24 protein-coding genes are annotated in these 23,097 nt (G+C 72.5%); 21 read left to right on the top strand and 3 right to left on the bottom strand.

Features of this window, described 5'->3' with window-relative positions; all coding sequences use genetic code 11:
- The first annotated feature begins 171 nt into the window (after positions 1-171).
- Complete coding sequence (locus BGP73_RS06340; RefSeq protein ID WP_244501102.1) at positions 172-558, top strand: DUF5955 family protein; 387 nt, start codon at positions 172-174, stop codon at positions 556-558.
- Positions 559-591: 33 nt separating this feature from the next.
- Here the strand turns inward: BGP73_RS06340 and BGP73_RS06335 are convergent, their stop codons facing one another.
- Positions 592-1,383 carry an IclR family transcriptional regulator gene (locus BGP73_RS06335; protein WP_069812464.1) on the bottom strand — a complete coding sequence of 264 codons (792 nt, stop codon included), beginning with the start codon at positions 1,381-1,383 and terminating at the stop codon, positions 592-594.
- 369 nt (positions 1,384-1,752) lie between these two features.
- On the opposite strand from BGP73_RS06335, the gene allB reads away from it, so the two are divergent.
- The 18 genes from allB to BGP73_RS06245 all read left to right on the top strand — a co-directional run bounded on the left by allB (position 1,753) and on the right by BGP73_RS06245 (position 19,345).
- Entirely contained in the window at positions 1,753-3,120 is a 1,368-nt protein-coding gene (gene allB, locus BGP73_RS06330; protein ID WP_069812463.1) for an allantoinase AllB, read from the top strand.
- Positions 3,121-3,131: 11 nt separating this feature from the next.
- Positions 3,132-4,280 (top strand): allantoicase, encoded by a 1,149-nt coding sequence (gene alc / locus BGP73_RS06325; RefSeq protein WP_069812462.1) that lies wholly within the window; start codon positions 3,132-3,134, stop codon positions 4,278-4,280.
- Between the two features lie 162 nt (positions 4,281-4,442).
- The gene (locus tag BGP73_RS06320) at positions 4,443-5,357 is read left to right on the top strand and encodes an ABC transporter ATP-binding protein (RefSeq protein ID WP_069812461.1); all 915 of its coding nucleotides are present in this window, start codon (positions 4,443-4,445) and stop codon (positions 5,355-5,357) included.
- 110 nt (positions 5,358-5,467) lie between these two features.
- A complete protein-coding gene (locus tag BGP73_RS06315) occupies positions 5,468-6,190 on the top strand; it encodes an ABC transporter permease (RefSeq protein WP_069812971.1) in 723 nt (240 codons plus the stop codon).
- Positions 6,191-6,237: 47 nt separating this feature from the next.
- Entirely contained in the window at positions 6,238-7,539 is a 1,302-nt protein-coding gene (locus BGP73_RS06310) for a sensor histidine kinase (protein ID WP_079127251.1), read from the top strand.
- Positions 7,529-8,188, top strand: coding sequence for a response regulator (locus BGP73_RS06305; protein ID WP_069812459.1), 660 nt, complete (start codon positions 7,529-7,531; stop codon positions 8,186-8,188). Before BGP73_RS06310 ends, BGP73_RS06305 begins: the two co-directional genes overlap by 11 nt.
- Positions 8,189-8,428: 240 nt before the next feature.
- Positions 8,429-8,857, top strand: coding sequence for a ribonuclease (locus BGP73_RS06300; protein ID WP_069812458.1), 429 nt, complete (start codon positions 8,429-8,431; stop codon positions 8,855-8,857).
- A 294-nt stretch (positions 8,858-9,151) separates the two neighbouring features.
- Positions 9,152-9,454, top strand: a complete 303-nt coding sequence (locus BGP73_RS06295; RefSeq protein ID WP_069812457.1) for an urease subunit gamma — start codon at positions 9,152-9,154, stop codon at positions 9,452-9,454.
- A gap of 80 nt (positions 9,455-9,534) precedes the next feature.
- Complete coding sequence (locus BGP73_RS06290; RefSeq protein ID WP_069812969.1) at positions 9,535-9,879, top strand: urease subunit beta; 345 nt, start codon at positions 9,535-9,537, stop codon at positions 9,877-9,879.
- The gene (locus tag BGP73_RS06285) at positions 9,872-11,581 is read left to right on the top strand and encodes an urease subunit alpha (RefSeq protein ID WP_069812456.1); all 1,710 of its coding nucleotides are present in this window, start codon (positions 9,872-9,874) and stop codon (positions 11,579-11,581) included. Before BGP73_RS06290 ends, BGP73_RS06285 begins: the two co-directional genes overlap by 8 nt.
- 1 nt (position 11,582) lies before the next feature.
- A complete protein-coding gene (locus tag BGP73_RS06280; RefSeq protein ID WP_069812455.1) occupies positions 11,583-12,290 on the top strand; it encodes an urease accessory protein UreF in 708 nt (235 codons plus the stop codon).
- A complete protein-coding gene (gene ureG, locus BGP73_RS06275) occupies positions 12,280-12,978 on the top strand; it encodes an urease accessory protein UreG (protein WP_069812454.1) in 699 nt (232 codons plus the stop codon). Before BGP73_RS06280 ends, ureG begins: the two co-directional genes overlap by 11 nt.
- Positions 12,979-12,987: 9 nt before the next feature.
- On the top strand, positions 12,988-13,842 hold the full coding sequence (locus tag BGP73_RS06270) for an urease accessory protein UreD (protein WP_069812453.1): 855 nt from the start codon (positions 12,988-12,990) through the stop codon (positions 13,840-13,842).
- Between the two features lie 163 nt (positions 13,843-14,005).
- Complete coding sequence (locus BGP73_RS06265) at positions 14,006-15,253, top strand: cytochrome P450 family protein (RefSeq protein WP_069812967.1); 1,248 nt, start codon at positions 14,006-14,008, stop codon at positions 15,251-15,253.
- A 213-nt stretch (positions 15,254-15,466) separates the two neighbouring features.
- Positions 15,467-16,801 (top strand): C4-dicarboxylate transporter DctA, encoded by a 1,335-nt coding sequence (gene dctA / locus BGP73_RS06260; RefSeq protein ID WP_079127249.1) that lies wholly within the window; start codon positions 15,467-15,469, stop codon positions 16,799-16,801.
- A gap of 147 nt (positions 16,802-16,948) precedes the next feature.
- Positions 16,949-17,500, top strand: a complete 552-nt coding sequence (locus tag BGP73_RS06255) for a carboxymuconolactone decarboxylase family protein (protein ID WP_069812451.1) — start codon at positions 16,949-16,951, stop codon at positions 17,498-17,500.
- Positions 17,497-18,300 (top strand): SDR family NAD(P)-dependent oxidoreductase, encoded by an 804-nt coding sequence (locus BGP73_RS06250; RefSeq protein WP_069812450.1) that lies wholly within the window; start codon positions 17,497-17,499, stop codon positions 18,298-18,300. Before BGP73_RS06255 ends, BGP73_RS06250 begins: the two co-directional genes overlap by 4 nt.
- A gap of 145 nt (positions 18,301-18,445) precedes the next feature.
- Entirely contained in the window at positions 18,446-19,345 is a 900-nt protein-coding gene (locus tag BGP73_RS06245; protein ID WP_069812449.1) for an amidohydrolase family protein, read from the top strand.
- 45 nt (positions 19,346-19,390) lie between these two features.
- Here BGP73_RS06245 and BGP73_RS06240 read toward each other — a convergent pair whose 3' ends face one another.
- Entirely contained in the window at positions 19,391-20,167 is a 777-nt protein-coding gene (locus BGP73_RS06240; RefSeq protein WP_079127248.1) for an IclR family transcriptional regulator domain-containing protein, read from the bottom strand.
- Positions 20,168-20,250: 83 nt separating this feature from the next.
- Between BGP73_RS06240 and BGP73_RS06235 the strand changes: the two genes are divergently transcribed.
- Complete coding sequence (locus BGP73_RS06235) at positions 20,251-20,913, top strand: hypothetical protein (protein WP_069812447.1); 663 nt, start codon at positions 20,251-20,253, stop codon at positions 20,911-20,913.
- A gap of 286 nt (positions 20,914-21,199) precedes the next feature.
- Here the strand turns inward: BGP73_RS06235 and BGP73_RS06230 are convergent, their stop codons facing one another.
- Positions 21,200-22,213 carry a Gfo/Idh/MocA family protein gene (locus BGP73_RS06230; protein ID WP_069812446.1) on the bottom strand — a complete coding sequence of 338 codons (1,014 nt, stop codon included), beginning with the start codon at positions 22,211-22,213 and terminating at the stop codon, positions 21,200-21,202.
- Between the two features lie 154 nt (positions 22,214-22,367).
- Between BGP73_RS06230 and BGP73_RS06225 the strand changes: the two genes are divergently transcribed.
- The gene (locus BGP73_RS06225; protein ID WP_069812965.1) at positions 22,368-23,087 is read left to right on the top strand and encodes a GntR family transcriptional regulator; all 720 of its coding nucleotides are present in this window, start codon (positions 22,368-22,370) and stop codon (positions 23,085-23,087) included.
- Positions 23,088-23,097: the final 10 nt, after the last annotated feature.

The raw sequence follows: 23,097 nt of genomic DNA, 5'->3' as shown, positions 1-23,097 counted from the left end.
TCCGGGTGGATTCTGCTCTGGTGGAAGGTTTCATCTGCCTTTTCGCAGCCTCGAATTTGCCCTCTGTATGGCGCTGGGTGCGGAGCGTGGCGTTAACTGATCCAGGCTTCCGGCGCGGGGCAGGGGGGCGCTGGAGAAGCCGCAGCGGAGAGGAAGAGGGGGTTTGGCGCGATGCGTGGTGCGAGAGCGGACCGGGACAGACCGGTCGGGGTGGTGCGGGGCCGGGGTTCGGTGGCCGTGGAGCAGCGCGGCGGGCAGGACGGTGGCGCCTCGACGGCCGAGTCGGCCTTGACGGGCCTGCACACGGCCGTGTGCCGACTCCGCCTCGAACTCGCGGGCTATCCGGCGGACTTGCGGGACCGGGCGGTCGCCGAAGAGGAACTCGCGGTGCTCGATGCCATGGTCCGCTCCGGCTCCCCCGACGTCCTCCGGCTGCGTCGCTCCCTGCTGCTGGTGGCCAGTGCGCTGGGCTCGGTCAGCGCACTGGCGCCGGCGCTCGCCGAGATGCGCGAGGCCATCGACCGGTTCGGCGGTGCCTCGGCCCGCGGCCGGAACTGAAACCGCCCGGTCCGTCGGACCGGTGGGCCTACCTCAGCCGGTGATGGCGGCCGAGAGGTCGGCGGCCACCTCCCGGAGCAGGGGGACGATCCGGTCCGTGGCCGAGTCCGTCACCCGCCCGGCCGGTCCCGAGATGGAGATCGCCGCCGCGGTGGGGGAGTTCGGAACCGGGACGGCCAGGCACCGGACCCCGATCTCCTGCTCGTTGTCGTCCACGGCGTAACCGTCCCGGCGGACCTGCTCCAGCGCCGCCAGGAAGTCGTCCGGTGCGGTGATCGTCTTCTCGGTGGCCGCCGGCATGCCCGTGCGGCTCAGCAGCGCCCGGACCTCGCCCGCCGGCACATCCGCCAGAAGCGCCTTGCCCACGCCCGTCGAGTGCGGGAGCACCCGACGGCCGACCTCGGTGAACATCCGCATCGAGTGGCGGGAGGGCACCTGGGCGACGTAGACGACCTCGTCCCCGTCGAGCAGCGCCATGTTCGCCGTCTCGCCGGTCTCCGCGACCAGCCGCGCCAGGTAGGGGCGCGCCCAGGTGCCCAGCAGGCGCGAGGCGCTCTCTCCGAGCCGGATCAGCCGAGGCCCCAGCGAGTAGCGCCGGTTGGGCTGCTGGCGCACGTAGCCGCAGCCGACGAGGGTGCGGATCAGCCGGTGGATGGTGGGCAGCGGCAGTCCGCTCGTGGTGGCGAGTTCGCTCAGCCCCACCTCCCCGCCCGCGTCGGCCATCCGCTCCAGCAGGTCGAAGGCGCGCTCGAGGGACTGCACGCCGCCGGAGCTCGCGGCGGACCTCCCGGCCGCGGCGGTTTCGCTGGACCTGGACGGCGGCACGGCGCGTTCCTTTCGGGCGGTGGGGGCCGGGCACCGTATCGGGTGAGGGTGCCGGTGCCGGCCGCGAAGAGCCAGCCTACCGGGCGCGGTGGCCCACGAGACAGCGGTGCTCCGGCCTCGCTCGCTCTTCGGGCACCGGCTTCTCGGCCGGTCACAGCCCAGGTCAGGGCCGGCCTTCGGCCTCCGGGCAGGGGCGTGACGGTCGGGTGGCGCTCCCGCTGCGACGGGCGATCGGGAGAGGGGAGCCCGGGGGTGGTGAGCACCGGTGGGGCCGGGCGGCGCGGTGCGGGTGGGTCTTGACGGCCCGGGAGGCACCGTCAACACTCCTTCAACAGAACGTTGAAAACTGCTGTGGGAGAGGAGTCCCGGGTGGCCGGAGTGGATCTGGTGCTGCGCTCGACGAGAGTGGTGACTCCCGGCGGTACCCGAGCCGCGACCGTCACGGTCGCGGACGGCAAGATCACCGGGGTGCTGCCCCACGACGCCGCGCCGCCCTCCGTGCCCGTCCGGGACCTCGGTGAGGACGCGCTGCTGCCCGGTCTCGTTGACACCCATGTGCACGTCAACGATCCCGGCCGCAGCGAGTGGGAGGGCTTCGCCAGCGCCACCCGCGCCGCGGCGGCCGGCGGCGTCACCACCCTGGTCGACATGCCGCTCAACAGCGTCCCACCCACCACGACCGTCGAACACCTGGAGCGGAAGCGGGCCGCCGCCCGCCGCGGGGTCTACGTGGACGTGGGTTTCTGGGGCGGCGCCGTGCCGGACAACACCGACCAGCTGCGCGCCCTGCACCGGGCCGGCGTCTTCGGCTTCAAGAGCTTCCTCTCGCCCTCCGGAGTGGAGGAGTTCCCCGAGCTCTCCCCGACCGAACTGGAGACGGCGGCCCGGGAGCTGACCGGATTCGGCGGCGTGCTCATCGTCCACGCCGAAGACCCACAACTGCTCCAAGGAGCACCGCAGCGCGCCGGCCGGCGGTACGCCGACTTCCTCGCCTCCCGTCCACGCGCCGCGGAGAACGCCGCCATCGAGCGTCTGCTGGAGGTGGCCGGACGACTCGGGACACGGATCCACATCCTGCACCTCTCCTCCGCCGACGCCCTGCCCCTGATCGCCGCCGCCCAGCGAGCCGGGGTCCGGGTCACAGCGGAGACCTGCCCGCACTTCCTCACCCTCACCGCCGAGGAGGTGCCGGACGGCGCCACCGAGTTCAAGTGCTGCCCCCCGATCCGGGAGGCGGCCAACCAGGACGCCCTCTGGGAAGGACTGGCCGACGGCACCCTGGAGTGCGTGGTCTCCGACCACTCGCCCTGCACCCCGGAGCTGAAGCGGCCGGACACCGGCGACTTCGCCACCGCCTGGGGCGGCATCTCCTCCCTCCAGCTCGGACTGCCGGCGGTGTGGACCGAGGCGCGGCGGCGCGGTCGTGGGCTGGCGGACGTCGCCCGCTGGATGTCCGGCGGCCCGGCGGCGCTGGCCGGGCTCGACCACAAGGGGGCCATCGAGGTCGGCCGCGACGCCGACTTCACCGTGCTCGCCCCGGAGCAGACCTTCACCGTGGACCCGGCGGAGTTGCACCACCGCAACCCGATCACCGCCTACGCCGGCCGCACCCTGCACGGCGTCGTCCGCTCCACCTGGCTGCGCGGCCGGGAGATCGCCGCCGCCGGAGCCGTCCACCCCGAACCGGCCGGCCGCCTGCTGGAACGCCGCCCCGGACCACCCACTGCGAGCAGGTAGGAGCGACGACCTTGAACACCCCCGACATCCCCTCCTTCACCGGTGACGCGTCCCCCTACGCCGGTGGTGACCCCTACGCCGACTACCGCCGTGCGGACCTCCCCTTCGAGCAGCTCACCGACCTCGCCGACCGGCGGCTGGGCGCCGGCGCCATCGCCGCCAGCGACGAGTTCTTCGGGATGCGGGAGGACCTGCTCGTGCCCGAAGCCGCACGGTTCGACCCGGCGGCCTTCGGCCACAAGGGCAAGGAGGTGGACGGCTGGGAGACCCGGCGCCGCCGCGGCAGCCGAGCCGAGGCGCCGCACCCGACGGGCGAGGAACACGACTGGGTGCTGATCCGGCTCGGGGCACCGGGCGTCATCCGGGGCGTCGTCGTCGACACCGCGCACTTCCGCGGCAACCACCCGCACTCGGTGAGCCTGGAGGCCACCGTGGCCGACGCCGCCACCTCCCCGGAGGAACTGACCGACGGCGCCCACCGGTGGACCGAGATCGTCCCCCGCAGCGAGGTGGGCGGCCACGCGGCCAACGGGTTCGCGGTGGAAGTCGAACGCCGCTTCACCCACCTGAGGCTGAAGCAGTACCCGGACGGAGGCATCGCCCGACTGCGGGTGTTCGGTGAGGTGGTACCGGACCCCGCCTGGCTCGCCGCGCTCCGCACCTTCGACGTCGTGGCCCTGGAGAACGGCGGCAGGGTGGAGGACGCCTCCGACCGGTTCTTCTCCTCCCCGACGAACACCATCCGCCCCGGCCGGTCGCGGAAGATGAACGACGGCTGGGAGACCCGCCGCCGCCGTGACCGGGGACACGACTGGGTCCGGTACGCGCTCACCGCACGCAGCGAGATCCGCGCGGTCGAGATCGACACCGGTTACCTCAAGGGGAACTCGGCCGGTTGGGCCGCGCTCCACGCCTACGACGCGGCGGCCTCGGCCGCGGACGACCGGAGCGACCACTCGGCGGCCGGCTGGCGGGAGGTCCTGCCGCGCACCCGGCTCCAGCCGGACACCGTGCACCGCTTCGTCCTGGACGCGCCGGCCACGGCGACGCACGCGCGGATCGACATCTTCCCGGACGGCGGTGTCGCCCGGCTGCGGCTGCACGGCTCGCTTACCGAGGCCGGGGCGGCCGAGTTGGCGGCCCGTCACCGACGGCTCTGAGCGCCGTCCCGCGGAACTCGGTGGGCGCGGGCAGGCCCCGCGCCCACGGCGGTTCCGAGGTCCGAACGCCCCGCTCCGCACCGTCGTATCAACCGATCGGTTGATACGACGTCGAGCGTGATGGGCGATGTCCCGATTCCGCGCCGCTGTCAGGCTGGGACCATGCCCACCACCAAACCCGTCATCGAAGTGCGCGGCCTGGCCATGGCCTACGGCGGAAAGCGCGTCGTCGACGATGTCTCCTTCGCGGTCCGGGAAGGAGAGATCTTCGGTGTCCTCGGCCCCAACGGCGCCGGGAAGACCACCACCGTCGAATGCGTCGAGGGCCTGCGCGTGCCCGACGCGGGCAGCGTCCGCGTTCTGGGGCTCGACCCCGTGGCGGACCACCGGGCCGTCACCCACGTCCTCGGAGCCCAACTCCAGGAGAGCGAACTCCAGGCGAAGCTCACCGTGCGGGAGGCGCTGGAGCTGTACGCCTCCTTCTATCCCGCGCCGGCCGACTGGCGCTCCCTCGTCGAGCGGCTGTCGCTCGAGGAGAAGCTCGGCACCCGGTTCGCCAAGCTGTCCGGCGGCCAGAAACAGCGTCTCTTCATCGCCCTCGCCCTGATCGGCAACCCACGCGTCGTCGTCCTCGACGAACTGACGACCGGCCTGGACCCGCGTGCCCGCCGTGACACCTGGCAGCTCATCGAAGAGGTGCGGGCCGGAGGCGTCACCGTGCTGCTGGTCACCCACTTCATGGAGGAGGCACAGCGGCTCTGCGACCGGGTGGCCGTCTTCGACAAGGGCCGGGTCGCCGCGCTGGACACCCCCGCCGGACTGATAAGCCACGCCACCAGCTCGACGGTGATCTCCTTCACCCCCTCCGAACCGATCGACGAAGGGGAACTGGTCGCGCTGCCCGCCGCGGGGTCGGTCACGCGGAAGGGCGGGCGGATCACCCTGGAGGGCACCGACGAGACCGTGAACGCCCTGATCACCCTGCTCGCCCGCCGGCACATCACCGCCCACCAACTCCGCGTCTCCGACGCCACGCTGGACGACGCGTTCCTCGACCTGACAGGAGCCTCGGCATGAGCGCCGAATCCCGGATCCGCAGCCGAGCGGAAGCGAGCGACGGTGCCGGAGCAGTCGCCCCCGCGGTCGACCCGCCGGTCGCACCGGCAGCCGTCCGCGCCTGGCCCGCCATGCTGAAAGCCGAGGCCAGGCTGTTCGGCCGAGAGCCCGCCGGGCTGTTCTGGATCATGGCCTTTCCCCCGCTGCTGCTGGTGATCCTCGGCTCCATCCCGGACTTCCGGGAGAGCAACGAGGACCTCGGAGGCATCCGGCTGGTCGACTCGTACGTCCCCGTCACCGTGCTCCTCGCCCTGATCATGGCGGGGATCCAGGCGATGCCGCCGGTCATCACCGGCTACCGGGAACGCGGCATCCTGCGCCGGATGTCCACCACTCCGGTCCGCCCGAGCGCCCTGCTGAGCGCCCAGATGGGGTTGCACGGCGTGGCCGCGCTGCTGTCCGCGCTGATCTCGCTCGCCGTGGGCCGGATCGGCTTCGGCGTGACACTGCCCCGGCAGCCGCTCGGTTACCTGCTGGCGCTGGCCCTCACCGTGTTCGGGGCTCTCGCGCTGGGAGCCCTGGTGTCAGCGCTGTCGCGCACCGTGAAGATCGCGAACGGGATCGGCTCCGCGGTGTTCTTCCCGGCGATGTTCACCGCGGGCGTCTGGCTCCCCGTCCAGGCCATGCCCGACGCCCTGGCCCGGGGGGTGGAGCTCACCCCCTTCGGCGCCGCCTCGCAGGCGCTCTCGCAGGCCGCCGCCGGTGGCTGGCCCGACTGGACCCACCTGGGCGTCCTCGCGCTGTGGGCCGCTACCCTGTCGGCCCTCGCCGCCCGCTGGTTCCGCTGGGAGTGACACGGGGCTGCGAGCAGGGCAGGACGGCGGTATTGCAGACTTGGCCCATGGCGGCTGAAGCGGAGTCCCCGGTGACCTCCACCGCAGCGGCGCGGGGTGAGAGGGGTGACGCGGTCGAGCAGCGGGGGAATCTGTTCCACTCGTGGGGGCCCCTTCTCCTCCTCGCCGTCTCCTCGGTAGTCACCTTCGCCACCGTCGACCTGTTCGCCATGAGCCCCGCCGAGCGGGTGGCCGTCATCCCCCTGACGGGGGTGGCGGTCCTGCTCCATCTCTGGTGGTGGCGGAACGGGCACGTATCGCGCGGGCCGACCGCCGCGAGCTCCCTGCACTACGGCCTGCGGTGGGCCGTCGCCGCGGTGCTGACCTGGCTGAACCCGTTCTACGCGCTCTACGCGATCATCGGCTACTTCACCGCCGCGAAGATGCTGCCGGGCCGGTGGGCGAACGCCGGTCTGCTGGCGACCGCCGTCACCATGGCGGGCTCCCAGTCGGGCGGACTGCCGCCGCAGGGACGGGTGGGCTGGGTGGTCTTCGGCGCTCTGCTCGCCGTCAACATCTCGATGGTCGTCATCTTCACCCACCTGGAGGTCAAGGACATCGAGCGGACCCGCCGGCACCTGGCGACCATCACCGAGTTGGAGCGCACCAACGCCCGCCTCCAGCAGGCCCTCGACGAGAACGCCGCGCTCCACGCCCAACTGGTCGTCCAGGCCCGGGAAGCCGGGGTGGCTGACGAGCGGAGACGGCTGGCCGCCGAGATCCACGACACCCTCGCACAGGGGCTGATCGGCATCATCGCCCAACTCCAGGCCGAGGCGGCCAGCACCGGCGCGGGCACCGCCCGCCCACACCTGGATCGGGCCGCCAAGCTGGCCCGGCAGAGCCTCGGCGAGGCCCGCCGGTCCGTGCGGAACCTCTCCCCGGCGGCGCTCGAACACGACGGGCTGCCGCAGGCGTTGCGGAAGACCGTCCGCACCTGGTCCGAACGCGAGGGCGTCCGCGGCGAGTTCACCGTCACCGGCACCGCGCAGCAACTGCCTGACGAGGTCGCGGCCACCGTGCTGAGGATCGTCCAGGAGACGCTCTCCAACGTGGCCCGGCACGCCCGCGCGGCCCGGGTCGGCGTCACCCTCTCCTACATGGACGGGGAGATCACCCTCGACGTACGCGACGACGGCCGCGGCTTCGACCCGCGAGCGCCGCTGTTCCGATCCGGCCCCGGTGGCTTCGGGCTGGCCGGCATGCGCGCCCGAGCCGAACGCGTCGCGGGCAGCCTCAGCGTCGAGTCGGAACCGGGCCACGGCACCGCCGTCTCGGCTCGCGTACCGTTGCCCCGTCATGACCGATGAACCGATCACCCTGCTCATCGTCGACGACCATCCGGTCGTACGGGACGGCCTGCGCGGCATGTTCGAGTCGGCCGCCGGGTTCACCGTGCTCGGCGAAGCGGACAACGGCGTCCAAGGGGTCGAACTGGCGACACGCCTCGACCCGGACGTGATCCTGATGGACCTGCGGATGCCCGGTGGCGGCGGGGTCGACGCCATCGCCGCACTCACCCGCGCGGGCGCCCGCGGCAGGGTGCTGGTGCTCACCACCTACGACACCGACACCGACACGCTGCCGGCCATCGAGGCCGGCGCGACGGGCTACCTGCTCAAGGACGCCCCGCGGGAGGAGTTGTTCACGGCGGTGCGGGCCGCGGCCGAGGGGCGTACGGTGCTCGCCCCGGCGGTCGCCTCCCGGCTGCTCTCCGCGGTCCGGGCCCCGGCCGGAGCGGACGGCGCCGGACAGCTCTCCGGCCGCGAACGGGAGGTGCTGGCCCTGGTCGCCAAGGGCGCCTCCAACCGGGAGACCGCCCGTGTGCTGTTCATCAGTGAGGCCACCGTGAAGACCCACCTCACGCATATCTACGCGAAGCTGGGCGTCAGCGACCGCGCGGCGGCGGTGGCCGTCGCCTACGACCGGGGCATCCTCGGCGCGCAGGCCGGCGGGTGACGGGCGAAAGGCCGGTCATTCCGCCACCAGGGCTCTCCGACACCTGACGGTGCGCGATGGCCGGCCGTGGCCCGCACAACGACCTTGGGACCGGAAGGCCCTGAGGGGCTGTCAGCTCCCCGGGGCCGGAAGCGGTGCCCTCGGGCCGCGGGCAGGCCGTGTGGGCATCCTGTGAATGCTGGGGGAACTTCCGCGCCACGGCATTGACAGCGACTGGTCTACGCGCGTCATGCTAAGGCCATGCGAATCCCCCCACGGATCACCAGGATCGGCGCCCTGGGCGCCCTGGCATCGGCCCTCATCTTCGGCGGCCCGGCGGTGGCCGGGGCGGTCGCGGCTCCGGCTCCCGTGGCCCACTCGGCCTCGGTGCTCACACCGACCGCCGTCGGCAACATCTGTTACTCATCGCTGCCCGTCCAGGCTCACGACACCCTCGACCTGATCGCGAAGGGCGGGCCGTTCCCGTACCCGCAGGACGGCACGGTCTTCCAGAACCGCGAGGGCATCCTCCCCTCGCAGAGCAACGGCTACTACCACGAGTACACGGTGGAGACGCCGGGTTCGAGCGACCGCGGAGCCCGACGCATCGTCACCGGCCAGAAGAGCCAGGAGGACTACTACACCTCCGACCACTACGCCTCCTTCGACCTCGTCAACCACAGCTGCTGACCGACTGCCGACACCCCTGAGCGCCACCCCCCACACTCGCGGCGGCCGCCGCTTCCCCACCCAGGCGGCCGCCGCGTCGGCGTTTCCGGACGGTGAGCGGTGCGCCTCCCGGCGGTCGCGGCGGCCGAGCCGCTCCCGTGCCGCGGTCGCGACGCGCCCCTGAGATTGCTCATCTGTGTGTTCCCGCCGCGCCGCCCACGCCAGGCGAGACCGATATGGGATGTTATGTCGGTATCGGCCAGTGCGGTCGCGGGCGAAGCCCCTGCCGCCAAGCGAAGGGAACGGGAGGTCACGATGCTCCTCAGCCTGCAGGAGCGCGAGCGGCTGATGATCTACACGGCGGCCAAGCTCGCCCAGGAGCGCAAGGAGCGCGGCCTGAAGCTGAACCTCCCGGAGGCCACCGCGTTCATCTCCTCCTACTTGCTGGAAGGCGCCCGGGACGGGCGCACCAAGGCCGAACTCCAGGAGGCCGGGCGCGGTCTGCTCAGCCGGGAGGACGTACTGGACGGTGTGCCGGAGATGCTGGGCCAGGTGCAGGTCGAGGCGACGTTCCCGGACGGCACGAAGCTGGTCGCGGTACAGGGGCCGATCCAGTGAGCGGGCAGGAACGGCAGCAGCGACCCGGCTCCGGCCGCGACCTCGTCCCCGGTTCGGGCAAGGGTGAGGCGATCGGCCTGGTGCAGCCCGGCGCGGACTCCGGCGAGAACCTCGGGACACCCGGTCAGATCATCTACGGCGAGGGCCCGGTGGTCATCAACGAGGGACGGCCCGTCATCACGGTCTCGGTGGTCAACACCGCCGACCGCCCCATCACCGTCGGCTCCCACTATCACTTCGCGGAGACGAATCCGGCGCTGGAGTTCGACCGGGAGAGCGCCTGGGGCCACCGGATGAACATGATCGCTGGTGGCATGCTCCGTTTCGACCCGGGCGCGAGGATGGACGTCGAACTCGTCCCCCTGGCCGGCCGGCGCGTCGTGCGGGGCCTGCGCGGAGCCTGCGGAGGGTCCCTCGATGACTGAGATCGACCGCAAGCAGTACGTCGCGTCCCTCGGTCCCACCAAGGGTGACCGGATCCGGCTCGCCGACACCGACCTCTTCATCGAGGTGGAGGAGGACCGCTGCGTCGGCGGCGACGAAACCGTCTTCGGAGGCGGCAAGTCGGGCCGTGAGTCGCAGGGCCAGTCCCACGCCACCCGAGCCGAGGGCACCCCGGACCTGGTGATCAGCGGTGTGGTGGTGCTGGACCACTGGGGCGTCGTCAAGACCGACGTGGGGATCCGGGACGGCCGGATCGTCGCCCTCGGCAAGTGCGGCAACCCGGACGTCATGGACGGCGTGCACCCGGATCTCGTCGTCGGGCCGTCCACCGAGATGGTGAACGGCAGCGGCCTGATCATGACCGCCGGGACCGTCGACACCCACGTGCACTTCGTCGGCCCCGACATGTCGCTGCTGGCCCTGGAGGTCGGCAGCACCACACTCGTCGGCGGCGGCACCGGAGCGACCGACGGCTCGAAGGCCGCGCTGGCGACCCCGGCCGGCTGGTGGATGGAGCGGATGCTGGAGGGGTTCGACCCCTGGCCCGTCAACGTCCTCTTCCTCGGCCGCGGCACGACCGTCTCCGAGGAGGCACTCTGGGAGCAGCTGCGCTCCGGAGTGGGCGGCTTCAAGTGCCACGAGGACTGGGGTGCCACCCCCACCGTGATCGACACGGCGCTACGGGTGGCGGAGGCCGCGGGCGTGCAGGTGGCGATCCACAGCGACACCCTCAACGAGGCCGGATTCGTCGAGGACCTGATGCGGACCGTCCGCGGCCGCAACTTCCACGCCTTCCACACCGAGGGAGCCGGCGGCGGCCACGCTCCCGACATCATCCGCATCGCCGGTGAGTCCTGCGTCCTGCCGTCCTCGACGACGCCGACGCGGCCCTTCACCGTCAACACCGCCGACGAACAGCTCGACATCTGCCTGATCGCGCACCACCTGAACCCGAAGATCCCGGCCGAGCTCGCCTTCGCCGAAAGCCGGGTTCGGGCCTCCACCATGGCGGCCGAGGACATCCTGCAGGACATCGGCGCCATCTCGGCGATGTCCTCCGACGCCCAGGCCATGGGCCGGCTCGGTGAGGTCGTACGGCGGACCTGGCAGACCGCGCACCTGATGAAGAAGCTGCGCGGACCGCTCCCCGGCGACGACCGCGCGGACAACCACCGCGCCCGCCGCTACGTCGCGAAGTACACCATCGTCCCGTCGATCATCCACGGGCTGGAGCGCGAGGTCGGATCGGTCGAACCGGGCAAGCTCGCCGACCTGGTCCTGTGGGAGCCCTCGCTCTTCGGCGTGAGGCCGACGGCCGTCTACAAGTCCGGCATGCCGGCGATGGCGCTCCTCGGCGACCCGAACGGTGCCGTTCCGACCCCGCAGCCGGTGCTGCCCAGGATGGGCTACAACGTCCAGACCCGGGCCGCCGCGGCCACCAGCGTGGCGTTCGTCGCACCGGCGGCGATCGAGGACGGGATCGCCGACCGGCTGGCGGTCGACCGGAAACTGGTCCCGGTGGAGAACATGCGCGGGCGTACGAAGGCCGACCTCCCGGAGAACGACGCCCTGCCCTCCATCGAGGTCGACCCGGACACCTTCACCGTCCGCATCGACGGACAGGTCGTCGACCACGAGCCGGCCACCGAACTGCCCATGACGCACCGCTACTTCCTCTACTGACATGGCGGACGAGGCCGGCGCGCCGGGGCTGGCGGCCCTGCTGCTCGTCGCGGACGGGCGCTTCCCCGCCGGCAGCCACGCCCACTCCGGCGGCCTGGAGGCGGCGGTCTCCGCCAAGCAGGTGTGGGACACACGCAGCCTTGAGGGGTTCCTCCGCGGTCGCGTCGCCACGAGCGGCGCGACCACCGCCGCCTTCACCGCCGCCGCGTGCGCGGGGGCCGGCCGCGGCCCCGGCCTCCCGGCGCGGATCATCGAACTGGACGCCGAGTTCGGCGCGCGCACCCCGGCTCCCGCACTCCGGGACACCTCCCGGAGACTCGGGCGCCAACTCCTGCGGGCCTCCCGCGCGGTACGGCCCGATCCGCGCCTCGACGCGCTGGCCGGAGCCCTGCCCGAGGGACCGCACCAGCCGGTCGTCCTGGGGGTGACTGCCGCCGTCCTCGGCCTCACCCCCGGCGCGGCCGCGGCCGCCGCACTGCACGAGGCCGCCGCCGGGCCGGCCACGGCGGCCGTGCGGCTGCTGGGGCTGGACCCGTACGCCGTGCACTCCGTACTCGCCCGACTCGCCCCGGCGCTGGACGACCTCGCCGTGGCGGCCACCGCACTCGCCGACGCCCCGCCGGCGGAACTGCCCGCCTACGGTGCTCCGCTGCTCGACGTCTCCGCCGAAGTACACGCCGCCTGGGAGGTGCGTCTCTTTGCGTCCTGAAACCACCGAAGAAGTCGAACAGCACACACACGCCCACCCCGATCCGGACCATGCGCCGGGTCGGCTCCCGCACACCCCCGGACGGCCGCTGCGCATCGGGCTGGGCGGCCCGGTCGGTTCCGGCAAGACCGCTCTCGTCGCCGCGCTGTGCCGCGCGCTCGCCGGCGAAGCCCGGCTCGCCGTCGTCACCAACGACATCTACACCACCGAGGACGCCGACTTCCTGCTGCGCAACGGCGTCCTGCCCACCGAACGCGTACGGGCCGTCGAGACCGGCTGCTGTCCGCACACCGCCATCCGCGACGACATCTCGGCCAACCTCGAAGCCGTCGAGGACCTCGAAGAGAGCCTTCCGCCGCTCGACCTGATGCTCATCGAGAGCGGCGGGGACAACCTCACCGCGACCTTCAGCCACGGCCTGGTCCACCACCAGATCTTCGTCGTCGACGTCGCCGGCGGGGACAAGGTCCCGCGGAAGGGTGGTCCGGGAGTCATCACCTCGGACCTGCTCGTCATCAACAAGACGGACCTGGCCGAGCAGGTCGGAGCCGACCTGTCGGTGATGGCCCGCGACGCCGAGGCGCAGCGCGGCGACGCCCCGGTGTGCTTCCTCTCCCTCGTCGAGGACCCACAGGCCGCTCCGGTCACGGCATGGGTGCGCGACCGGCTGGCCGCGGTCGGCGGCTGAGGAGGCGGGGTGCAGAAGGCGTCGGCACGGCTCGCCACGGAGGCCGCCCCCGGCAACGGCAGGGCGCGTACGCGCGTCGTGGAACTGCGCTCGGGCTGGCCGCTGATGCTCCGCAGCACCTCACCGCTGGCTCCGGGCCCCGCCTCCGACTGGGTGTGCCGGGAGACCGAACCCGCCGCCGTCCATCTGACCGCCGGTGCGGCCGGGCCGCTCGGTGGCGACCGGCTGCGCCTGGAGGTGCGCGTGGGGGCCGGGAGCGCCCTCTACCTGGGAGAGGTCTCCTCGACGCTGCTCCTCCCCGGTCCCCGCGGAGGGGAGTCGCGGCTCGAGATCCGCATCCGGGTGGGCGCGGGCGCGGCGCTGGCCTGGCTCCCGGAGCCGGCCATCGCCGCCGAGGGCTGCCGCCACCTCACGGACGTCCGGATCGCACTGGACCCCGCCGCCCGGATCGTCGTACGGGAGGAGGTGCTCTTCGGCCGGCACGGTGAGCGCCCGGGCGCGTACCGGCAGCGGCTGCGCGTCCTCTGCGGGGAGCGTCCGCTCTACGACCAGGAGTTCCGGGCGGGACCACCGGCCCCGGGCTGGGACGGGCCGGCCGTCACCGGGGGCCTGCGGACCACCGGGACCCTGCTCGTGGTCGACCCGGCCGTGCGGAGCGGGGGCGCCCTCGCCGCGGACCTGCGCGGTCCGGAGGGGGCGCTGATGGAACTTCCCGGGCGGGGGGCGCTGTTCAGCGCGTTGGCCCCGGACACCGCCGCGCTCCGGCGGCGGCTCGACGAGGCGATGGCCCGCCTCCTCGGGGCCCCGGGGGGAGGGGAGGACGGGCGGTTCCGCGGGGAGATTCCCCAGGACGCCGTCCGATGACCTCCGCCCGGCGCCGATGGCGCGCACACGCCCAACGAGCGTCCGACCGCTCCCCGCGCGCTCCTCGGCCCCCGGCGCGCCGCTCGTCGCGCCGACACGACCTTGCCGCGCCCGCGGTGACGCGGCTTACCGTGGTGCCTTCCGACGATATGGGATGGCCGCCATGGCACCGGAGAGTTCGATCGACCTGGCCGCGCTGGGCGAGGACTTCAGCCGCGATCCGTATCCGGTCTACGCCGAACTGCGCTCCAGGGGGCCGGTGCACAGGGTCAGGACTCCGGAGGGCGGAGAGGCCTGGCTCGTGGTCGGCCACGAGGCGGCCCGCCAGGCGCTCGCCGCCCCCGGACTCTCCAAGGACTGGCGCAACGCCTCCGAGGCCATGTCGGTGTCCAACTTCGTCGCCAGTACGCACATGTTGAACTCGGACCCGCCCAACCACACCCGGCTGCGCAAGCTGGTCACCAGGGAGTTCACCCCGCGTCGGGTCGCGTCGCTCGCGCCCCGGGTGCGGGAGTTGACGGACGGACTCCTGGCGGAGATGTCGGCCGCCCCCGACGGACGGGCGGATCTGGTGGACTCCCTCGCCTTCCCGCTGCCGATGGCGGTGATCTGCGAACTGCTCGGGGTGCCCTTCCTGGACCGCGACTCCTTCCGGCGGTGGTCCAACGAAGCGGTGGCGTGCAACGATCCGGTCCGCCGGGAAGCCGCGGCGGCGGCCTCCCTCGGATACCTGGAGTGGCTGCTGGAGGAGAAGCGGCGGCGGCCCGGCGAGGATCTGCTCAGCGCCCTGATCCGGACCAGGGACGAGGAAGGCGACCGCCTCTCCCGGGAGGAACTGCTGGGCACCGTCTGGCTGCTGTTGGTCGCCGGGCACGAGACCACCGTCAACCTGATCGCCAACGGCGTGCTGGCGCTGCTCCGCCACCCCGAGCAACTGGCCGCGCTGCGGGCCGATCTCTCCCTGATCGACCGGGCGGTGGAGGAGATGCTGCGGTACGACGGACCGGTGGAGACCCCCACCTACCGGTTCGCCACCGAACCGGTGGAGATCGGCGGTACGGTCATCCCCGGCGGCGGCGAACTCGTGCTGGTGGCCCTGGCCGACGCCAACCGCGACCCGGGGCGTTTCCCGGAGCCGGACCGTTTCGACATCCACCGCCCACCGGGCGGCCATATCGCCTTCGGTCACGGCATCCACTTCTGCCTCGGGGCGGCGCTCGCCCGCCTGGAGGCCCGGACCGCGATCCGCGGGCTGCTGGAGCACTGTCCGGAGCTGGCCCTCGACGCTCATCCGGCGTCGCTGATCTGGCACGAGGGGATGCTGATCCGGGGGCCGCGTCGGCTTCCGGTCCGGTTCGGCACCCGCCCCCCGGTCCTGGCCGACCGGTCCGTTTCCACGACCGCGGTCTGAGCACCGGCTCCGCGGATCCCGCGACTGACCGACCGTTTCCGGGCCCTCGGCGGCCTCGGAAAGCCGCCGGGCAGCCAGCTGCCCGGTCGGCGGGTGAGGTTCTTCCAGCGACCTACCGGAATTGACTCTTGACCACTTCCGGCACTGGCTTGATACTGACGTTCGCAGGACGCCCAAATGTTCGTCAGTAGAACAGAGTCAAGGGAGACGGTTGTGTCGTCCCGATCCATTCTCAAGAGTGCCTTCACCTCGCGCCTCTACGTGACCGTGCTGGTCTCGATCCTTCTCGGTGCGGTAGTCGGCTTCGCAGCCCCGGGGGTCGGCGCCTCCCTGGAGCCCGTGGGCAGTGGATTCATCTCGCTGATCCAGATGCTCATCGCTCCGGTGATCTTCTGCACGATCGTCACCGGCATAGCCTCGGCCGGGGAACTCGCCGGCGTGGGCCGGGTCGGGGTGAAGGCCCTCGTCTACTTCGAGGTCCTGACCACCTTGGCGCTGATCATCGGGCTGGTGGTGATGGACGTGTTCTCTCCGGGGGTCGGAGTGCACGCCGATCCGGACGAGATCCAGCTCAGCGGCGCCGCCGCGGAGTACGTCCAGACCGGTGAGTCGCAGCACTGGTACGACTTCCTGGTCCGCATCATCCCCAAGAGCCTGGTGGGCGCCTTCGTCGAGGGCAACGTGCTGCAGGTGCTGCTGGTCTCCATCCTCTTCGCCATCGCCGTGCGGGCGCTGGGCAAGCGGGGCGAACCGCTGGTCCGGGGGATCGACCGGGTGGGCGAGGCCGTCTTCGGCATCGTCCGGCTGATCATGTACCTCGCGCCGCTGGGTGCCTTCGGCGCGATGGCCTACACCGTCGGGGCGTTCGGCACGGACACCCTGCTGAGCCTCGGCAAGGTCGTGGTGCTGTTCTGGTGCACCGGGGTCTTCTTCTCCGTCGTGGTCCTCGGGCTGGTCGCTTGGGTGTGCGGGGTCAACGTCTTCAAGCTCTACCGCTACTTCAAGGCGGAGCTGCTCATCACCCTGGGCACGGCGAACTACGAGGCCGTGATGCCGCAGCTGATGACGAAGCTCACCAACCTCGGCTGCCCCAAGCGGATCGTCGGCCTGGTCGTTCCCTCCGGATACGCCTTCAACGGCGACGGGGTCTGCCTCTACCTGGGCTTCGCCTCGCTCTACATCGCCCAGGCCTTCGACGTGAACCTCTCCCTCTGGGAGCAGATCGCCCTGTTGGCCGTGTTCATGGTGACCTCGAAGGGCAGCGCGGGCGTCGCCGGGGCAGGCTTCGTCATCCTGGCGGCCACCCTCTCGACGACCGCCGCGGTGCCGGTGGCCGGCATCATGCTGATCCTCGGCGTGGACCGCTTCATGTCCACCATGCGCGGCCTGGTCAGCCTCACCGGTCAGATCCTCGGCAGCATCGTCGTCAGCCGCTGGGAGGGCGTCTTCGACCGCGAGCGCGCCAACGCCCTGCTCTCGGGGGAGACCCCGCCCGTGGACCGGGCGGACGCCGACGCCCCGCGGGTGCCCGAGCCGCTGAGCTCCTGACCAGACCGCTCCGACCCGGCCCCGGCGCGAAGCCCTCCCAGACCCGGGACCCGCTCCCGCGAGGCCGCGACCAGGAGCTCTCCCCGGACCAGGACAGGTCCGCAACCCGAACCCGCGACACCCCCGAGAACAGTGAAGAGGACACCCATGGCCCGGCTCGACTACGTCGTCGACAACAGCGAGGTCGCCGAGCGGATACGGCAGCGCAGAGGCGGCCGGCTCACCCCGCTGGACGGCATGCTGCTGCACAGTCCGCCGATCGCGGACGGCTGGAACCAACTGCTCGGAGCCGTCCGCACCGCCACCACGGTGCCCGCCGGCATCCGCGAACTGGCCATCCTGAGGGTGGCCGAACTCAACGGCGCGGCCTACGAGTGGAACGCGCACGAGCCGGTGGCCCGCAAGGCGGGCATGACCGCCGAGCAGGTGGGTGCGCTGCGCCGCGGAGCTGACCGGTCCGCGCTCACCGCCGAGCAGCGGGCGGCGCTCGACTACACCGACGCCATGACATCGGAAGTGAGCGTTCCGCAGGGTGTCTTCGATCGCCTCGCCGAGCACTTCGACCCGCGTCAGATCGTCGAGCTGACGGCTACCGTCGGCACCTACAACCTGGTCTCCCGCTTCCTGGTGGCCTTGGAGGTGGGCGTCGGACAGCCGCCGGCGGCGGAGACGGGCGACCGGAGCGGAGCGGGCGCGTGAGCGCCGGCAGGCTGGCTGGGAAGACGGCCCTGATCACCGGCGCGGGCAGCGTCGGACCGGGTTGGGGGAACGGGCGCGCCGCAGCGGTGCTCTTCGCCCGTGAGGGGGCCGCCGTGTTCGCCATCGACCGGGACGCCGAAGCCCTCGAAACCACCGCTGCCATGGTCCGGGACGAGGGCGGCAAGGTGGGCACCGCGCTCTGCGACGTCACCGACGCCGCCTCGGTCGCCGCGGCGGTCACGGCCTGCGAGGAGTGGGGTGGAGGGTTGGACGTCCTGGTGAACAACGTCGGAGGGTCCCGGCCCGGCGGCCCCGTCGAACTCTCCGAAGCGGACTGGCGGGCGCAGCTGGACTTCAACCTCTCCAGCGTCTACCTCACCTGCCGGCAGGCCATCCCCGCCATGGTGCGGCGCGGCGGCGGGGCGATCGTCAACACCGCCTCCACCTCCGGGCTCCGCTGGACCGGTTCCGCCCAGGTGGGATACGCCTCGGCCAAGGCCGCGGTCATCCAGTTCTCCCGGGTGACCGCGGTGCAGTACGCGGCGGACGGGATCAGGGTCAACACCGTGGTGCCCGGCCAACTCCACACCCCGATGGTCGAGGCGCGGCTCGCCGGCCAGCGCACCGGCGGCGATGTGGAGGCGCTCCTCGCCCAGCGGCAGTCCAGGATCCCGCTCGGCTTCATGGGAGACGGCCGGGACACCGCCTACGCGGCGCTCTTCCTCGCCTCCGAGGAGGCGCGCTTCGTCACCGGCACCGAGATCGTGGTCGACGGAGGGATGACCGCCCGGTGCGACTGAGCCCCGCCGGCCGGGTGCCGAATCGTTTCCGCGCGGCGAGTACGGTCGCCGCAGCAGCCGTCCGGCTGCGCCCGGCCGGGACCGCCGTCCCGCCGCCCAGCAAATCCAGCGAGCTGGCCCTGCCAGCGAGAACGGAGTAACTCCCATGCCTTCGGAGAAGAAGCGGCTCGCGCCGGAGGAGATCACCTGCCCGGGTCCGGTCGAGGAGCCGCGCACCCCTCGCCTCCGCCTGCCCGCCCAGGCGTGTGACAGCCACTGTCATATCTTCGGCCCGATCGCCGACTTCCCGTACGCCCCCGAGCGGACCTTCACCCCGGTGGAGGTACCCGAGGCCCGGCTGCGTGCTCTCCACGACCAGATGGGCCTGGAACGGGCGGTCATCGTCCAGTCGGCCTGCCACGGCAGCGACCATTCGGCGCTGCTGGCGGCGCTGGCCGAGGGGGCCGGGCGCTACCGCGGTGTGGCGATCGTGACCCCGGCCACCGGGAGCCGGGAGGTCGAGCGGCTCCACGAGGCCGGTGTGCGCGGCGCCCGGCTGCACTTCACCCCCCACCTGGGCAGCGCTCCCTCGGAGGAGGACGTCCGGGCCGTGGTCGAGCTGGTGCGCCCCTACGGCTGGCACATCGCCCTGCACCTGGCCGGCGACGGCATCGCCGACTACGAGGAGATGGTGCGTTCGCTGCCGCTGCCGGTGGTCATCGACCACATGGCGCGGGTGGACCTCCGGCAGGGGCTGGACAGTGAGCCGGTACGGGCGCTCCAGCGACTGCTGGCCACCGGCGGGGTGTGGGTCAAGCTCAGCGGCTCCGACCGGCTGGCGCAGCACCCGCCGGCCATGGACGACTCGGCCCGGCTGGCCCGCCGGCTCGCCGAGCACGCCCCCGACCGGGTCGTGTGGGGCACCGACTTCCCGCACCCCAACACACACGGTTTCATGCCGGACGACGGTGATCTGGTGGACCTGCTGGAGCAGATCGCCCCTGACTCCGAGGCGCTCCGCCGGCTCCTGGTGGACAACCCCACGGAGTGCTTCGACTTTGCCTGAACACCCCGTGGCGGTGCGGGAGGCGGCCCGGTGACCGGCCGGGGCTCAGGGCGGCCCGGTGAAACGGAGTTCGGCGGAGATGGCGGCCGCGGTCTCCACCAGCCGCGGCACGCACTCGCTGCGCAGCTCGGCCATCGAGATCCGGGCCGCGTTCGCCGAGACGTTGATCGCGGCGAGCACCCGCCCGCCCCGGCCGCGAACCGGCGCGGCGGCCGACCGGACCCCTTCCTCGCGTTCTCCGTCGACCGTCGCGAAACCCTGGGCCCGGACCCTGGCCAGCTCCTCGGTCAGGGCCTGCGGGTCGGTGATGGTGTGCTCGGTGAGCCTGGGCAGTTCCGCCTTCTCCAGCAGCGCGGCCAACTGCTCCGGGGGCGCCGCGGCCAGCAGCACCCGGCCCATCGACGTCGCGTAGGCCGGCAGTCGGGAACCGACGCTGAGTGTGATCGACATGCTGCGGGCCGCCGGCACCCGGGCCACGTAGACGATCTCCTCCCCGTCCAACGTCGCCATCGAGCAGGACTCCCGCAACTCGTCGGCGAGCTCCCGCATATGGGGCTGCGCACTCTCCCAGTACGGCAGCGCGGACAGGTAGCCGAACCCGAACCGCAGCACCCGCGGGGTGAGCCGGAAGTCCCGGCCGTCGCTCTCGGCGAAACCGAGGCGTTCGAAGGTGAGCAGCAGTCGGCGTGCCGTCGCGCGGCTGAACCCCGTCGCCTCGGCGGCGGCGCTGATGGTGAGCTGCGGACGCTCGGCGGAGAACACCTGGAGCAGGCGGAAGGCCTTCTCCACCGAGTCGATGACGTCGGGATCCTGCCTCGACACCTTGCGCCTCCCCATCGGAACCGGCCGGTCGGCCGCCGTACCCGACGACGCTACCCCAGCTCCTGGAAAGGAAGGACGGATACATGAGCGAGCAACTGCTGTACGTGCTCTCGGAGCCCGGCGCCGTGCCGCTGGAGGAGTTCCACACCTGGTACGACCAGGACCACGGCCCGGCCCGGATGGGCGTGCCCGGTATCGAGGACGGGCGGCGCTACCGGGCGCTGGACGACCGCGCGCCGGGCTGGCTGGCCACCTACGAGCTGGCCCCGGGAGCGCTGAGCGGCCCCGAGTACCAGCGGGTGCGGCAGCGCAGCCGCTACGAGGCGGAGCTGGTGAGCCGACTGGCCACGCTGGACCGCCGGGTCTACGGACTCGTCGACGACCACGGCCGCCCGCCGACCGCTCCCGCGGTGCTGCTCTCGGTGGCGCTGAGCACGACGGACGAGGAGGCCCTCCACTCCTGGTACACCGAGGAGCACATCCCGCTGCTGCACTCCATCGAGGGGTGGTGGCGCACCCGCCGGTACCGCCTGCTGGAGGGGGCGGGGCCGAGCTTCCTGGCGCTGCACGAGATCGCCGACACCGGGCTGTTCGAGGACGAGACCTACCTGCGCGCGGTCAGCACCGAGCGCCGGGAGCGCGTCATGGCCTCGGTGACCGCTCGGGAACGCCGGGTCTTCGGCTTCCACCGCCGACTGCGGGCGCTCGTGGCCGAGGGGGCCGAGCGGTCCGGCGGCGACGACTGATCGCCGGGCGGAGGCGGGGCCTGGGACGTGTCGTCCGGATCTCCGCGGGAACTCTCCGGCGCCTCGCGGTCGAAGGCACAGATGCCGATCCTCGATATCCGCGGAGCTGCGAACGGCGCACCCTAAGGGTTGTCCCGTAATCCCTGGTGGGCGCACGACGACAGCTACGGCACCTCGCCGCGTTGTCGGAACATCCTGATACGCCCAGTATCGGGACGTCCCTCCGCCTTGCGATGCACCGCATCTGCCGTCGTGCGCTGATCCACCGGGGATTACGGGACAACCCTCAGGGCTCACGCAGTGCGGTGATCTCGCTGATCCGGACCGGGCGCCGTTCCCGCCGGGACAACTCACAGGCCTCGGCCACCTCCAGTGCGTGCAGCGCCTCGCGGCCGTCGCACGGGTTGGCCGCCGCGCCCCGCGCCACCTGGAGGAAGGTCTCCAACTGGGCCCGGTAGGCCGGGGCGAACCGCTCCAGGAAACCGGGCCAGGGGGCCTCCGGGGCGGTGGGTCCCGTGGGCTCCAGCGAGGTCAGGGGCGTCCGGGCGTCCAGGCCCACGGAGAGCTGGTCCAACTCCCCGGCCAACTCCATCCGCACGTCGTAACCGGCCCCGTTGCAGCGGGTGGAGGTGGCGGTGGCGAGGGTGCCGTCGTCCAGGGTCAGCAGCGCGGCGGCGGTGTCGACGTCGCCCGCTTCGCGGAACATGGCCGGGCCGGCGTCCGAACCCACCGCGTAGACCTCGACGACCTCCCGTCCGGTGACCCAGCGGAGGATGTCGAAGTCGTGCACCAGGCAGTCACGGTAGAGCCCCCCGGACAGCGGCAGGTAGGCGGCCGGCGGCGGCGCGGGGTCCGAGGTCACGGCGCGTACGGTGTGCAGCCGCCCGAGCCGGCCCGACCGGACCGCCTCACGGGCGGCCGTGTACCCGGCGTCGAAGCGGCGCATGAAGCCGAGTTGGAGCACGGTGCCGGAAGCCTCCACCTCCCGCAGCGCCGCGGTCGTGCCCGCCTGGTCCAGGGCGATCGGCTTCTCGCAGAAGGCCGGCAGCCCGGCGCGTGCGGCCATGCCGATCAACTCCGCGTGGGCTGCGGTGGCGGCCGCGATCACCACGGCGTCCAGCCCGGAATGGAAGGCGTCCGCCACCGAGGGAACGGCGGTGCCGCCGAACTGTTCCGCGGCCCGCGCGGCCTGTGCGGGGTCGGCGTCGGCCACGACGAGTGAGTCGACCGCCGGGTGTCCCGCCAGCACCGCTCCGTGGAAGGTGCCGATCCGTCCGCTGCCGATGAGTCCGATGCGCATGGGCCCAACCTGCTTGCTGGACGATCAGGTGTCAATGCTTTGTCCGGACAATCTGACCTCGCCGCTACCCGTCATCAGTTCAGGGGACTACGCTCACCCCGTGGCGAAGCGCGAGGGAGACCGGACCGGGGCGGCTCAGGCCCTTCAGCTCGGCGTGGACCGAGGCAGCCCGGTCCCGCTCTACTTCCAGCTGGCCCAGCAACTCGAAGCCGCGATCGAGCGCGGCGGGCTCGCCCCCGGCAGCCTACTGGGCAACGAGATCGAACTCGCCGGCCGGCTGGGGCTCTCCCGGCCCACGGTGCGGCAGGCCATCCAGTCCCTCGTGGACAAGGGCCTACTGGTCCGCCGTCGCGGAGTGGGCACCCAGGTGGTGCACAGCCAGGTCAAACGCCCCCTGGAACTGAGCAGCCTCTACGACGACCTGGAGGCGGCCGGCCAGCGCCCCACCACCCGGGTGCTGCGCAACACCACCGAGCCGGCGACCGCCGAGGTCGCCGCCGCGCTCGGGGTGGCCGAGGGCGCCGAGGTGGTCCTGATCGAAAGGCTCCGGCTGGCGCACGGCGAACCCATGGCCCACCTGCGCAACCACCTGCCCACCGGGCTCCTGGAGCTGGACACCCGCCGGCTGCAGGGCACCGGCCTGTACCGGCTGATGCGCGAGGCCGGGATCACCCTGCACAGCGCCCGGCAGTCGGTGGGCGCCCGCGCGGCGACCGCGGACGAGGGGGAGCGGCTCGGTGAGTCGCCCGGAGCCCCGCTGCTCACCATGGAGCGCACCACCTTCGACGACACCGGGCGCGCGGTCGAGTTCGGCTCGCACGTGTACCGCGCCTCCCGCTACGCCTTCGAGTTCCAACTCCTCGTCCGCCCCTGACCCCGCCGTC

This window comes from Streptomyces sp. TP-A0874, assembly GCF_001748085.1.
Lineage (GTDB): Bacteria > Actinomycetota > Actinomycetes > Streptomycetales > Streptomycetaceae > Streptomyces.
Note: the sequence above shows the minus strand (reverse complement) of the source record. Positions and strands in the feature narration are given on the sequence as shown.

Coding starts and splice junctions, on each gene's coding strand:
- BGP73_RS06295 (WP_069812457.1), top strand. CDS start 9,152: ATGCTCCTCAGCCTGCAGGAGCGCGAGCGGCTGATGATCTACACGGCG.
- BGP73_RS06310 (WP_079127251.1), top strand. CDS start 6,238: ATGGCGGCTGAAGCGGAGTCCCCGGTGACCTCCACCGCAGCGGCGCGG.
- BGP73_RS06230 (WP_069812446.1), bottom strand. CDS start 22,213: ATGCGCATCGGACTCATCGGCAGCGGACGGATCGGCACCTTCCACGGA.
- BGP73_RS06285 (WP_069812456.1), top strand. CDS start 9,872: ATGACTGAGATCGACCGCAAGCAGTACGTCGCGTCCCTCGGTCCCACC.
- BGP73_RS06235 (WP_069812447.1), top strand. CDS start 20,251: ATGAGCGAGCAACTGCTGTACGTGCTCTCGGAGCCCGGCGCCGTGCCG.
- BGP73_RS06280 (WP_069812455.1), top strand. CDS start 11,583: ATGGCGGACGAGGCCGGCGCGCCGGGGCTGGCGGCCCTGCTGCTCGTC.
- BGP73_RS06315 (WP_069812971.1), top strand. CDS start 5,468: ATGCTGAAAGCCGAGGCCAGGCTGTTCGGCCGAGAGCCCGCCGGGCTG.
- BGP73_RS06340 (WP_244501102.1), top strand. CDS start 172: ATGCGTGGTGCGAGAGCGGACCGGGACAGACCGGTCGGGGTGGTGCGG.
- BGP73_RS06265 (WP_069812967.1), top strand. CDS start 14,006: ATGGCACCGGAGAGTTCGATCGACCTGGCCGCGCTGGGCGAGGACTTC.
- BGP73_RS06255 (WP_069812451.1), top strand. CDS start 16,949: ATGGCCCGGCTCGACTACGTCGTCGACAACAGCGAGGTCGCCGAGCGG.
- BGP73_RS06320 (WP_069812461.1), top strand. CDS start 4,443: ATGCCCACCACCAAACCCGTCATCGAAGTGCGCGGCCTGGCCATGGCC.
- BGP73_RS06305 (WP_069812459.1), top strand. CDS start 7,529: ATGACCGATGAACCGATCACCCTGCTCATCGTCGACGACCATCCGGTC.
- BGP73_RS06245 (WP_069812449.1), top strand. CDS start 18,446: ATGCCTTCGGAGAAGAAGCGGCTCGCGCCGGAGGAGATCACCTGCCCG.
- BGP73_RS06300 (WP_069812458.1), top strand. CDS start 8,429: ATGCGAATCCCCCCACGGATCACCAGGATCGGCGCCCTGGGCGCCCTG.